Raw genomic sequence first — 11975 nt, forward strand, 5'->3', positions numbered from 1 at the left:
TGTCCTAGGTCAAGAGGTCGCTCGGCCGCGCATCTCCGCCATGACCTCGCCGACCATCCGGATCGAGCCCTCGTCGAGGACGTTGCCGAACTCGACCACCGTGGTGTCGGGCCCGGCGCCCCCCGCGAGCCCGGGGTCCTCGCTGGGGACGACGAGCACCGCCAGCTCGGGAGGGACCGGGCCGTCGTGGGGCACGACGACGACGTCGGCGAGGCCGGCCGCGAGGAACCAGTCGCGCACCTGCTCCGCCTGGTGCGCTGTCGAGTACCGCACGCCGACGCGCGCGGCCGGGGGCAGGTCGGCGACCCGCGCGAGGGTCCTGACGTGGGGGGCGACGACGACGGCGACCGTCGCGACCTCACGGGGGGCGAGGTGGGCCCAGCGGCGGACCTCGGCGAGGTGGAAGAACGTGGTGACGACGAGGTCGCGGTCGGCGGACGCCTCGTCGAGCTCGGTGATCAGGGCCGGCCGGACGTCGGTGTCGAGTCGCCGGCTCAGCTCCTCCGCGAACGCCCGGGCCCGTTCCTCGTTGCACTCGACGAACAGGGCGCGCACCTCGGTGGTGGCCCGCCGGGCGAGGTCGTGGGCGAGGTCGCGGACCTCCTCGGGCGTCAGGCCGGAGCGCACGGCGTGGCGGACGGCGGCGGCGAGGTCGTGGTGGTCGTCGAGCTCGTCCGTCCGGAGCGGGGGACGGGTGGCCACCGCCGTCCCTCCGCCGGCCCGGGTCTCCAGCACGCCGAGCTCCCGCAGCGTGGCGTAGGCCCGGGACACGGTGTTGCGGTTGACCCCGAGGCTGTCCGCGAGCCGGCGCACGGTCGGGAGGCGCTCGCCGGCCGGCAGCCCGCCGCCCTCGACCAGGGAGCGGATCTGCTCGACGATCTGCCGGTACACCGGGGTGTCCGACGTCGCGTCCAGGCTCAGATCGGGCACGCGTCACCTCCCCGCCGTGGTGGCGGCATGGTACGGCGGATGTCCTGGGCCAAGCACCGTCGGTAAGCCGGGGCCGGCACCGATGAGTTCCGCGCCTCCCGCCCGTCCACCCTCCGACGCACTCCGCCAGGAAGGGATCCTCATGGCCACGACCGCCGACGCCGCCGTGTTCGCCGCCGCACGGGCCGAGCGGGCCGCGCTCGCCGACGACCTCGCGGACCTCACCGACGCGCAGTGGGCGACGCCGTCGCTGTGCGACCGCTGGACGGTGGAGGAGACCGTCGCCCATCTCACCGCGGCCGCGAGCATCGGGCCGTGGCGCTGGATGCGCAGCGTGCTCGGCGCCCGGTTCGACTTCGACCTCCACAACGACCGCCGCCTCGCCGAGCACCGCGGCGCGACGCCGGCCGAGACCCTCGCGCGGTTCCGGGCGATCATTCCCAGCACCACGTCGACCTGGGGCCCCAAGCAGGCGTGGCTGGGGGAGGTCGTCGTCCACGGCGAGGACGTGCGTCGACCCCTGGGACTGACGCGGACGCCGCCGATCGACGCCACGACCGACGTCGCCCGCTTCTTCGCGAGCCGCGACTTCACGGTGAACGGCAGGACGGTGTCGGCGGGCCTGAGCCTCGCCGCCACCGACGGCCCCTTCACCAGCGGCGAGGGGCCTGAGGCCGCCGGCCCGACGCTCGCGCTCGTCATGGTCATGGCCGGGCGCGCCGCGCACCTCGACGACCTCGACGGCCCCGGCGTCCCGATCCTGCGCGAGCGCCTGACCGGGGACGGCTAGGACGGCTAGGACTCAGCCGTCGTCATCGTCGTCGTCCCCGTCGGCGTCGCCGGGCTGTTCGGGCTGACCCGGCGCCGGCTGGACCTGGCCGCCCGGCGCGGGCTGCTGCACCTGGCCCGGTGCGGGGGCGGGCTGGCCCGGCGCAGGCACGGCGGGCACGACCTGGCTGGTCTCGGCGCCGTCGTCATCGTCGTCGCCACCGGGCTCGGCCTGCGGGAACTGGAACACCAGCACCAGTCCGATGATCGCGGCCAGCACCGCGAGACCTGCTCCGACTCGATCCTTGGTCATCGGGTCGCTCCTTTCGCGGGGTCGGGCCGGCTCAGTCGTCGACCGGGACCTCGCCGAAGACGACGAGGCTCGTGACGAAGTAGGCGACGTAGAGGGCGAGCAGGACGATGCCGTGCCAGCGGCGCAGCTTGCCGGTGGCCAGGAAGATCGCGGAGAGCACGGTCATCACGACCAGGACCGGCAGGTGCCAGGCGAGGGTGTCGTCGTCGACGAGGATCGCGCCGCCGACCAGCAGGATGATGCCGAGCTTGCCGGTCACCGAGAACACGACGCTGCCGATGACGTTCGCGATGCCGATCTCGGGTGCACCGCGTCGGGAGGGCTCGACGCTCAGGAAGATGTCCTCGAGGGTCAGGGCGAGCGTCGCGATGGTGACGCCGAAGACCGTGCCCTCGATCTCGAAGTTCTCGAGGATGCCCTCGGTGCCCTGCCCGGCGATCAGCGCGCCGACGATGAGCCCCACGAGCGCGACGAGCGCCAAGAGGATGGTGCCGACCGGGGAGGTCTGGCGCGCCTTGAGGAAGCCCTGGTCGACGCGGAGGTCGGGCGGCAGGTCGAAGCCGTGGGGGCGACCTCCGTCGCCCGTCGTGGCGTCGTCGCCCCCGCCGTCGCCCCCGCCGCCCGGACGGGTCAGCGTCGCGGTGGACGTGCCACCGCCCGCGCCGACGCCCGCCTTCTCGAGCTGCTCGTACAGCTCCGCGTTGCGGAACACCGGCCTGCGCGCGGAGTACTCGCGGTAGGCGATCCAGCCGACGAACGCCACGAAGAGCACGATGAGGACGACGCCGATGCCGACGGTCAGGGACCCGGTCAGGGCGAGCGCGTACATCACCACGGGTGCGGCCACGAAGAGGGCGAGGTAGCTCTTCGGGACGTCGACGGGGCAGGGCGCCACGATCGCCATGAGCGCGAGCACGATGCCGGTCATCGCGATCGTCGTGCCGACGACGGTGCCGAGGGCGACCTCGCTGAGGTCCTCGAGGTTCAGGGCGATGCCGAAGGCCAGGTCGTCGAACTCGATCCCGGTGAAGACGACGGCGATGAGGAAGAGCGACACGGCCCACCGGCTGGCCACGCCGACCAGGTAGCCGATCAGCTTCTCCGCGCTGTACACGAGCACCGCGATGCCCAGCACGAACTCGATGATGGGTATCACGGCACCACAGCTCCTCGCGTACGCCGATGTCGGGAAGAGATCGCGTCGCAGGTGATGGTGGGGGTGATCATCCGCGCAATCAACGGGTTGACGTGCGTCACACCGTGTGTATCCGTGCGGCCGAACGGCCCCCCGGAGGAGTTGGGGCTGCCGGCGGACGGGACAGGGCGGCAGGAAGCGGACGCGCGCAGGCTCCCGCTCGGCGCCGCCGTGGGCCGTCCCGCTCCGCCGTACGACGAATTCCGCGCACCCGCGAAATGGAGTTCGGCCAGCCGAAACAATTCCTGGGGGACGCCGACACATCGCTCGTCCGTGAGTGCGGTCACCCGCCGATGGAAATGCCTCGCGCCATTCGCTACATTCGTCTCCAGCGAAGGGGAGTAGCTCCCAACATCGCGGTCGACACACTGACGCCCCGGCGTCCGGCCGCGGCGGCCGCCGGCTCCCGGCGGCGGGCGAGACCTTCGGCGACGACCCGCTGACACCGGGTCGGGCCGGAGAGTGCGCCCTCGGTCCGGCCGACCGAGAGGAGCACCACCCCCGTGACCGGCTTCCTCGCCGCCGCCGCCATCAGCTTCGCCGTCATCTTCGTCGCCGAGCTCGGCGACAAGTCGCAGCTGATGGCGCTGACGTTCGCGACGCGGTTCCGTGCGCTGCCGGTGCTGCTCGGCATCACCGCGGCGACGGCCGTCACGCACGCGGTCTCCGTCGGTGTCGGTTACCTGCTCGGGGCGACGCTGCCGACGTTCTGGATCGCGCTGGTCGCGGCGATCGCGTTCGTCGCGTTCGGTTTCTGGACGTTGCGCGGGGACGAGCTCACCGACGAGGAGAAGAACAAGGGCAGCGCCACCACGCGTTCGGCGTTCATCGCCGTGGCGGTCGCGTTCTTCCTCGCCGAGCTCGGCGACAAGACGATGCTCGCCACCATCACCCTCGCCACCCAGTACCCGGGTACCGGTGGGGTCACGGGCGTGTGGGTCGGCTCGACGATCGGCATGGTCGCCGCGGACGGCCTCGCGATCGTCCTGGGGCGCTGGCTCGGGCGGAACCTGCCGGAGAAGGCGATCCGGATCGGCGCGGCCGTCCTGTTCTTCGTCTTCGGCGCCTGGCTCGCGGTGGAGGCGTTCGTCGGGGCGTGACCTGAGAGGGCATGTCGTTCGACGTGTGCGGGGCGCCGTCGGTCGCAGGACGCGGCCGGGGGTTCTCAGGCTCGCCGGGTCCGGCCACGGCCGCTCCCTAGCCTCACGCACCGTGAGCAGACGGACACGGGTCGGCATGACGGCACGCCTCGGGAGGGCGTGATCCGTGGGTCGACACCACGCCCTCACCGCCGACGAGCGGGCCGCCCGGAAGGGGCGGCGCCGCGTCCTCGAGGTCCTGATCGTCCTGCTCCTGGCCGCCGCCTCGCTGGTGCTCGGGTTCTCCTCGCAGGAGGCCCCGACCCGTGGCGCCGGCCCGGGCGGTGGCGCGACCGCTGCCGCGGCGCCGGGTCCGGTCGCCGTGGACCCGGCGGCCTTCCCGGCGGGCGGGTGCGTCCGGCTGGCCCCGAGCGGCCCGGGGCCGGCGGCCACCGTCGTCCTCGACGCCGGGCACGGTGGCCCCGATCCCGGGAGCGAGGGGACGACCGCCGACGGCGACGTGCGGCGCGAGAAGGACCTCACCCTCGCCGTCGCCCGCTCGGCCGCCGAGCGCCTGCGCGCCCGGGGGACGACCGTCGTGCTGACCCGCAGCACGGACGAGCTCGGCACCCCGCTCGCCGACGACGCCGTGCAGGACGGCGCGCTGACCACCGACGCGAGCCAGCTGGACCTGCTCGGCCGCGTCCGTTGCGCCAACGTCGCTCGGGCGGACGCGCTGGTGTCGGTGCACTTCAACTCGTTCGCCGACGCCGAGGTCGGCGGCACCGAGACGCTCTACGAGCCCGAACGCCCGATCGGGCCGCGGAGCCGGGCCCTCGCGCAGTCGCTGCAGACCGCCATCCGCACCCGCCTCGCGGCAGCGGGACACACGCCGCTGGACCGCGGGATCGCCGACGACTCCTCGGGCGCGGAGTCCGGGGGCGGGCACCTCGTCCTGCTGGGTCCGCGCATCCCCGGCTACATCGACGAGCCCAGCGCCATGCCGGGCGCCCTGGTCGAGCCGCTCTTCCTCACGAACCCCGGCGACCTCGCCGCCGTCGCCGACCCGGCGGGCACCGACGCGGTGGGCGAGGCGGTCGCGACGGGCGTCGGGGAGTACCTCGACGGGGCACAGCGCCGCTGAGCGTGGTGCGCGATCCGGGAGGATGCTGCCGACACGATCCCGCTGAAGAGGAGGACCGATGAGCGACCTCGAGGTCGACGTCGTGGTGATCGGCGCCGGCCCGGTGGGCGAGAACGTCGCCGACCGTGCCCACCAGCAGGGTCTGTCGGCGGCCATCGTCGAGTCCCGCCTCGTCGGCGGCGAGTGCTCCTACTACGCGTGCATCCCGTCGAAGGCCCTGCTGCGGCCCGTCGACCTGTACGCCGCGACGCAGCGCATGCCCGGGGTGGCGCAGGCGGTGTCCGGCACGGTGGACGCCGCGAAGTTGCTCGCCCGGCGCGACGAGTTCGCCGGCGAGGACGACTCGGGCCAGGCCGACTGGCTCTCCGGCGCCGGCATCACCCTGCTGCGCGGGCACGGACGTCTCGCCGGCGAGCGCGCGGTCGAGGTGACCCACGCCGACGGGACGACGACCTCGGTCGCCGCACGCTCCGTGGTCGTGGCGACGGGCTCGGTGCCGGTGTTCCCGCCGGTCGAGGGCCTGGATCAGGTGAACGCCTGGACGAACCAGGAGGCGACCCAGGTCAAGGAGATCCCGTCCTCGCTGGTGATCCTCGGCGGCGGGGTGGTCGGCGTGGAGATGGCCACCGCGTTCCACGGCCTCGGCGCGCGGGTCACGCTCGTCCAGCACTCCGAGCGGCTGATCCCGGCCACCGAGCCGGAGGCGGGCCGCCGGCTGCACGCGTCCCTCACCGCGTCCGGCGTCGACGTCCGTCTCTCCACGTCGCTGACGGCGGTGCGCCGCGAGGGTGGCGAGGTGGTGGCGAGCCTCGACGACGGCACCGAGGTGCGGGCCGCCGAGCTGCTCGTCGCGGCCGGACGCCGGCCCGCGACGTCGGACCTGGGCCTCGAGTCCGTCCGGCTCGAGCCGGGGACGCACCTCGCGGCCGACGACACCACGACGGTGCTGGGCGACTGGCTCTACGCCGTCGGCGACGCCAGCACGGGCGCGCAGCTCACGCACATGGGCAAGTACCAGGCGCGCATCTGCGGCGACGTGCTCGTCGCCCGGGCGAACGGCACGCCGCTCGGGGGCCGGTACTCCCACCACGCGGCGACCGCGGAGCACACCGCCGTCCCGCAGGTGATCTTCACCGACCCCCAGGTCGCCGCCGTCGGGCTCACCGAGGCCGCGGCCCGCGAGGCCGGCCTGACCGTCCGCGCCGTGTCCTACGAGCTCGGCAGCGTGGCCGGCGCCTCGCTGCAGGCCGACGGCTACGACGGCTTCGCCTCGATCGTCGTCGACACCGACCGGGGTGTGATCGTCGGCGCGACGTTCGTCGGCCAGGACGTCGCGGACATGGTGCACGCGGCCACGATCGCGGTGGTCGGCGAGGTGCCGGTCGAGCGGCTCTGGCACGCCGTCCCGTCGTTCCCGACGATGAGCGAGGTCTGGCTGCGGCTCCTGGAGACCTACGGGCTGTAGAGCACCGCGAGCGCCAGCGCCTCGAGCTCGTCGGCGACCCCGGGCCGGCGGTACAGGCGGCCGATGCGCACGACGTCGTGGACCACGGCGCGGGCGGCGTGCACGAGCAGCGCGGCCTCGTCGCCGTCGAGTGCCGGGCGGGACGCGCGCAGCATCGCCACCCACCCCGCCAGGTCCTCGGCGTCGTGCCGTCCGATCCGCGCCGCGGCGTCCCCGGGCAGGCCGATCCGCTCGGTGACGGACACGCCGAGCGCCTCCCGCTCGCGGAGCGCGAGGTCGACGTAGGCGCGGACGGCGGTCTTCGGGGCGACGTCGGGCCCGGCGGCGGGGAGCCCGGACAGCACGCGGTCGACCGCGGCGACGAGCAGGTCGGCCTTGCTCGCCCAGTGGTGATAGATGCTCGGCCCGGCCATGCCGACGGCTGCGCCGATGTCGTCGAGGCTCACCGCGGCGTAGCCCCGCCGGTGGAACAGCCGGATCGCGGTCGCGAGTACCTCCTCACCCCGTGACGCCGGGTGGCGCTCCTCCCGGGCGGTCGCACCGCCTCCCGACGACGGCAGCGGCGCCACGCACACCGCCGCCGCGGCTCCGGCGAGCAGCGCGTGGGCGCGGTCGGTCGGCAGGCTCGTGGGGTGCGCCGACGGTGATGCGAGAACCGCCAGGGCCGTCATGACCCGCAGCTCCTCCGGATCGCCACCCGCCGAGAGCGCCGCGCCGAGGGAGGCCGTGAAGGCCCGGAACCGTGCGCGCGCCTGCTGCTGGGCGGCGTCGTCGAGGTGGCGCATCTCGCGCTGCAGCAGCGTCCAGAAGTCCGGGCGGTGCAGGGCGGCGCGCGTGAGGTTCTCGAGGACGGCGTCGCGGTCGCCGGCGTCCGCCACGGCCGCCTCGATCTCGTCCAGACCGGTCTCGACGGCCCCCGCGAGCAGGGCGTTCTTGTTCGCGAAGTGCCGGTAGACCGCCGGTGCGGTGACCCCGACCGACGTCGCGACCCCGGCGATGGTGACCCGGTGGAAGCCCTCGCGGTGGAACGCGCGCGCCGCCGCCTCGGCGAGCTCCTGCCGCCGCTCCGTCGCCGTCCGGCGCACGCGGGCCCGTGTCACCGCACGATCATCCCTTCCCGGTCGGTATCCGCGGCACATCGTTGCCTAGTGAATAGTCACTAGGCTAGCGTCCGGTCCGCTTCCTCCCCGTCGTCGCCGCTCGGGAGTCCCTGATGCCGAGTCCGTCCACCGCCTACCGTCACGCCGGATACCGGGCCACCGGCCTGTGGAGCGACGAGACCGTCGCCGACCTCCTCGTCCGGCGGGCGGCCGAGCACCCGGACCGTGAGCTGTTCGTCTTCGAGGGCCGGCGGGTGACCTACGGCGAGTTCGAGGCGTGGACCGCCGCCGTGGCCGCCGACCTGGTCGCCCGCGGCGTCGCTCCCGGCGACCGGGTGCTCGTCCAGCTGCCCAACCGCCTCGAGGCCCTCGTCCTGCAGATCGCCGCGTTCCGTGCCGGCGCGGTCGACGTGCCCGTCATCCCCATCTACCGCGAGCACGAGATGCGGCAGATCCTCGCCGACTGCCGCCCGGCGGCGCTCTGCTCCGTCACGCGTCTCGGCGAGCGACGCCCGACCGAGGAGCTCGACGCCCTGGCCGCCGAGATCGGGCTGGAGCCGACGGTCCGGTACGCGGCGGACGAGCCCGCCGGCGCCTGGCTGCCGGTGCCCGGCCCGGGGGCCGGGACCCCGTCGCTGCCCCCGTCCCGACCGGTCGACGAGCCGTGCCTGCTGCTCTACACGTCCGGGACGACGTCGGCACCGAAAGGCGTGCTGCTGACCACCCAGGCCCTGGTCGCCCATCTGCGCAGCTTCCGCGTCGCGCTCGGCGCCGGTGAGCACACGACGACGCTGGCGGCGACGCCGCTCTCGCACCTCGGCGGGTTCATCGCCGCCGTCGTCTTCCCCGTCCACCTCGGCGGCCGGTCGGTGGTGATGGCGGGCTGGAAGCCCGACGAGGCCGTCGAGCTGATCACCACCGAGCGGGTGACGCTGATGATGGGCGCCACGGTGTTCCTCTCCGATCTCGTGGACCGCTACGCCCGTGGCGCCGGTGACGGGTACCGGCTCGACGTCTACGCGTGCGCCGGGGCGTCGATCCCGCCCGCGGTCATCGACCGCGCCGCGGAGGTCGGCGTCCGGGCCGTGCGCGCCTACGGCATGACCGAGACGGCCGGCGTCTGCGCCATCGCCTCGGGCGACGACCCCCTGCACCGCCGCCGCGAGTGGGACGGGCGCCTGATCCCCGGCATGGAGATCGAGGTCGTCGACGAGGCCCGCGAGGTGCTCGCCCCCGGCGAGGTCGGCGAGCTGCGCCTGCGGACCCCGCAGCTGCTCGAGCGCTACACCGACCCGCAAGTCACGGCGATGCAGTTCGACGCCGAGGGCTGGTTCTACCCCGGTGACGTCGGACGGGTGGACGCCGAGGGCTGGGTCCAGGTGCTCGGGCGCACCAAGGACATCGTGAACCGCGGCGGCGAGAAGTTCTCGACCGGCGACATCGAGGCCGCGCTCGCGTCGCACCCCGCGGTGCAGCGCGCGGCCGTCACGGCGGTGCGCGACGACCGGCTGGGCGAGGCCGTCGGTGCGTGGGTGGTGCTGGCCGACGCGGCGTCGTGGTCGGAGGCCAAGCCGCTCGTGGAGCACCTCGAGGAGCTCCGCCTGGCCCGGCCGAAGATCCCGGTCGAGTGGCACGTCGTCCCGGAGATCCCGACCACCGCCATCGGCAAGGTGCAGAAGCACCGCCTCGCCGAGCTCGACGACCTCCACACCTGGGACACGCGGGAGAGCCGATGACGCAGGACACGCGGGTGACGGTGCAGGACGGCGTCGGGACGATCACCTTCGACCGCTGGGAGCGCCGCAACGCGCTCAGCATCGGGATGCTCACGGCGATCAGCGACAACCTCGACGCCTGGGCGTACGACGACGACGTCGCCGCCGTGGTGATCACCGGCGGCGAGGACGTCTTCTGCGCGGGCCTCGACCTCGACCTGCAGTCGGGCTTCACGCCCGAGACCCGCGAGGTCTACTCCGAGGCCTGCCTGCGTGCCTACGGGACGCTGCTCGACTACCGGAAGCCGACGATCGCCGCGGTCGGCGGCCCGGCCCTGGGCGGCGGCTGCGACATCGCGGTGTTCTGCGACATCCGCCTCGGCGCCGACAACGTCGTCATGGGCTTCCCGCAGATCAAGATGGGGCTGACGCCGTACTTCTCGCCGCTGTGGAAGATCGTCGGGCTGAGCCAGGCCAAGCTCCTGACGTTCACCGGCGACCGCGTCGACGCCACCGAGGCGCTGCGGATCGGGCTGCTCGACCGGATGGTGCCGGCCGGGGGCGTCGTCGCGGCCGCGACCGGGCTCGCGCGCTCGATCGCGGAGACGACGACGCGGTCGGCGGTCAACAACAAGGAGATCGCCCGGCGATCGCCCGCCATGGACCCGATCAGCGCGCTGACCTACGAGACGCTCGCCTACCGCGAGGTCGTCTGGCACACCGACGTCGTCGACCGGATCGGGGCGGCGTTCGCCCGCGTGCGGTCGCGGAGGGACGGGACGTGACGCCCGATCTGCGTGACTTCGCCACCCGCTGGCTCGAGGCGTGGAACTCCCACGAGACCGAGCAGGTCCTCGCCCTCCTGCACCCGGAGTGCCGGTGGGAGGACACCGTGTTCTGGCCCCACGTGATCACCGACCGCGAGGAGATGACCCGCTACGTCGACCGCATCTGGCGGGTCATGCCCGACGTGTGGTTCGAGGAGGTGCAGCTCTTCACCGCCCCCGAGGAGGGGCGCGCGGTGGTGCTCTTCCGCCAGGGCGGCAGCGGCCCGCCGCAGCTCGCCCCCGACGCGCGGTTCGAGACTCAGGGCTGCGACATCTTCCTCGGCTTCACCGACGGGCTGCTCTCGCACTACCTCGCGCAGTACGAGATCACCGACATGATGCGTCAGCTCGGGGTCCTGCCCCCGCGCGACGGTGCCGTCGGCGGGGCGTACCTGTTGTCGCTGCTGAAGGCCGAGCCGGCCGACTGACCGTCAGGTGTCGAGCAGTTCGGGGGCGAACAGCTCGTCGACGCCGCGCCGGCGGTCGGAGAGCCCCTGGTCGTGGGTGTGGCGCAGGAAGGCCTCGAGGGTGGCGCGGTTGGCCGCGACGCCGTAGGGCCACCAGTCGGTCGGGAGCACGGCCCGGGCGCGCTCGTAGACGTCGCCGAACCACGGGACCATCACGTCGATCTGGTGGGTCCCGCGGCGGAACTCGTAGTGCGCGAGGGCGGCGTCGCGCGAGGCGGTGAAGCCGTCGAGCAGGGTGCGGGCGAGGCCGGGGTGCTCGTCGAGCAGGTCCCGGCGCGCCACCACGGTGTGCATGATCGGCAGGATCTCGGTGCGCGCGAACCACTCCTGCTCGGCCGCGACGGTGTCCCCGAACAGCGGCGCGACGTGCGGCGAGCCCTCGAGCACGCACCGCGGCGGGTGCGCTGAGATCAGCGCGTCGATCTCGCCGGCCTCGAGCATCAGCCCGAGCGCGCCCTCGGCGGGGCTCGCGTCGACCGCCGCCGGGTGCCGGAAGGACACGAAGTCCAGGGGCGCCATCGGCGCGTCGACCCCGCCGACCACCCAGCGGCACTGCTCCGGGGTGACGCCGTACTCCTCGGCGAGGATGCCCTTGAGCCAGACGCCGGGGTCCGTGCCGTAGATCGCGAATTCACCGACCGTCTTCCCGGCGAGGTCCTGGGGCTTCTCGATCCCGCTCGCGGTGTTGACCCAGATCGCCGAGTGCCGGAAGTGGCGGGCCGGGAAGACCGGCAGCGCGACGAACGGCGGGTCGGTCAGGTCGAGGGTGCGCAGGTAGTAGGTGAGGCCGAGCTCCGCGACGTCGAAGGCCTGCTCGCGGACCATGCGGTCGAAGATGTCGGAGACGAGGTCGGCGCTGGTGAGGGTCGCGTCGACGCCGTCGAAGGTCACGGTGCCGTCGAACAGGGCCCGCATGTGGTCGTAGCGGGCCGAGGCGACGGAGAGGGTGATCGGTGCCATGACCCCACCGTC

The 11975-nt window shown here is 73.7% G+C and carries 12 protein-coding genes; 7 read left to right on the forward strand and 5 right to left on the reverse strand.

The window, feature by feature from the left end; genetic code table 11:
* Positions 1–9 precede the first annotated feature (9 nt).
* Positions 10–930, reverse strand: a complete 921-nt coding sequence (locus WCD41_RS01715) for a GntR family transcriptional regulator (RefSeq protein ID WP_337711645.1) — start codon at positions 928–930, stop codon at positions 10–12.
* Positions 931–1072: 142 nt separating this feature from the next.
* Here WCD41_RS01715 and WCD41_RS01720 point away from each other — a divergent pair, with 142 nt between their 5' ends.
* Positions 1073–1720: a maleylpyruvate isomerase family mycothiol-dependent enzyme gene (locus WCD41_RS01720; RefSeq protein ID WP_337711646.1), complete on the forward strand. Its 648-nt coding sequence runs from the start codon at positions 1073–1075 to the stop codon at positions 1718–1720.
* Positions 1721–1732: 12 nt separating this feature from the next.
* On the opposite strand, the gene WCD41_RS01725 is transcribed toward WCD41_RS01720, so the two are convergent.
* Both WCD41_RS01725 and WCD41_RS01730 read right to left on the reverse strand, forming a co-directional pair.
* Positions 1733–2011, reverse strand: a complete 279-nt coding sequence (locus tag WCD41_RS01725; protein WP_337711647.1) for a hypothetical protein — start codon at positions 2009–2011, stop codon at positions 1733–1735.
* A 31-nt stretch (positions 2012–2042) separates the two neighbouring features.
* Positions 2043–3167: a sodium:calcium antiporter gene (locus WCD41_RS01730; RefSeq protein ID WP_337711648.1), complete on the reverse strand. Its 1125-nt coding sequence runs from the start codon at positions 3165–3167 to the stop codon at positions 2043–2045.
* A 542-nt stretch (positions 3168–3709) separates the two neighbouring features.
* On the opposite strand from WCD41_RS01730, the gene WCD41_RS01735 reads away from it, so the two are divergent.
* The 3 genes from WCD41_RS01735 (at position 3710) to WCD41_RS01745 (ending at position 6894) form a co-directional block, all read left to right on the forward strand.
* Positions 3710–4306, forward strand: a complete 597-nt coding sequence (locus WCD41_RS01735) for a TMEM165/GDT1 family protein (protein ID WP_337711649.1) — start codon at positions 3710–3712, stop codon at positions 4304–4306.
* A gap of 166 nt (positions 4307–4472) precedes the next feature.
* A complete protein-coding gene (locus tag WCD41_RS01740; protein WP_337711650.1) occupies positions 4473–5429 on the forward strand; it encodes an N-acetylmuramoyl-L-alanine amidase family protein in 957 nt (318 codons plus the stop codon).
* Between the two features lie 58 nt (positions 5430–5487).
* Complete coding sequence (locus WCD41_RS01745; protein ID WP_337711651.1) at positions 5488–6894, forward strand: dihydrolipoyl dehydrogenase family protein; 1407 nt, start codon at positions 5488–5490, stop codon at positions 6892–6894.
* Here WCD41_RS01745 and WCD41_RS01750 read toward each other — a convergent pair.
* Positions 6882–7994 (reverse strand): TetR/AcrR family transcriptional regulator, encoded by a 1113-nt coding sequence (locus tag WCD41_RS01750; RefSeq protein ID WP_337711652.1) that lies wholly within the window; start codon positions 7992–7994, stop codon positions 6882–6884. The genes WCD41_RS01745 and WCD41_RS01750 overlap by 13 nt on opposite strands.
* A 113-nt stretch (positions 7995–8107) precedes the next feature.
* Between WCD41_RS01750 and WCD41_RS01755 the strand changes: the two genes are divergently transcribed.
* The 3 genes from WCD41_RS01755 to WCD41_RS01765 are packed head-to-tail and all read left to right on the forward strand — an operon-like array spanning position 8108 to position 10964.
* Positions 8108–9730: a class I adenylate-forming enzyme family protein gene (locus WCD41_RS01755; protein ID WP_337711653.1), complete on the forward strand. Its 1623-nt coding sequence runs from the start codon at positions 8108–8110 to the stop codon at positions 9728–9730.
* Positions 9727–10494, forward strand: a complete 768-nt coding sequence (locus WCD41_RS01760; protein WP_337711654.1) for an enoyl-CoA hydratase/isomerase family protein — start codon at positions 9727–9729, stop codon at positions 10492–10494. Before WCD41_RS01755 ends, WCD41_RS01760 begins: the two co-directional genes overlap by 4 nt.
* Positions 10491–10964 carry a nuclear transport factor 2 family protein gene (locus WCD41_RS01765; protein ID WP_337711655.1) on the forward strand — a complete coding sequence of 158 codons (474 nt, stop codon included), beginning with the start codon at positions 10491–10493 and terminating at the stop codon, positions 10962–10964. Before WCD41_RS01760 ends, WCD41_RS01765 begins: the two co-directional genes overlap by 4 nt.
* A gap of 3 nt (positions 10965–10967) precedes the next feature.
* On the opposite strand, the gene WCD41_RS01770 is transcribed toward WCD41_RS01765, so the two are convergent.
* The gene (locus tag WCD41_RS01770) at positions 10968–11963 is read right to left on the reverse strand and encodes a substrate-binding domain-containing protein (protein ID WP_337711656.1); all 996 of its coding nucleotides are present in this window, start codon (positions 11961–11963) and stop codon (positions 10968–10970) included.
* Between the last annotated feature and the right edge of the window lie 12 nt (positions 11964–11975).

It is taken from the genome of Actinomycetospora aeridis, from assembly GCF_037400275.1.
Lineage (GTDB): Bacteria > Actinomycetota > Actinomycetes > Mycobacteriales > Pseudonocardiaceae > Actinomycetospora > Actinomycetospora aeridis.

What these genes read in the sequence shown, in the direction of transcription:
- WCD41_RS01755 (WP_337711653.1), top strand. Translation starts at nt 8,108, where the DNA reads ATGCCGAGTCCGTCCACCGCCTACCGTCACGCCGGATACCGGGCCACC.
- WCD41_RS01725 (WP_337711647.1), bottom strand. Translation starts at nt 2,011, where the DNA reads ATGACCAAGGATCGAGTCGGAGCAGGTCTCGCGGTGCTGGCCGCGATC.
- WCD41_RS01760 (WP_337711654.1), top strand. Translation starts at nt 9,727, where the DNA reads ATGACGCAGGACACGCGGGTGACGGTGCAGGACGGCGTCGGGACGATC.
- WCD41_RS01745 (WP_337711651.1), top strand. Translation starts at nt 5,488, where the DNA reads ATGAGCGACCTCGAGGTCGACGTCGTGGTGATCGGCGCCGGCCCGGTG.
- WCD41_RS01770 (WP_337711656.1), bottom strand. Translation starts at nt 11,963, where the DNA reads ATGGCACCGATCACCCTCTCCGTCGCCTCGGCCCGCTACGACCACATG.
- WCD41_RS01720 (WP_337711646.1), top strand. Translation starts at nt 1,073, where the DNA reads ATGGCCACGACCGCCGACGCCGCCGTGTTCGCCGCCGCACGGGCCGAG.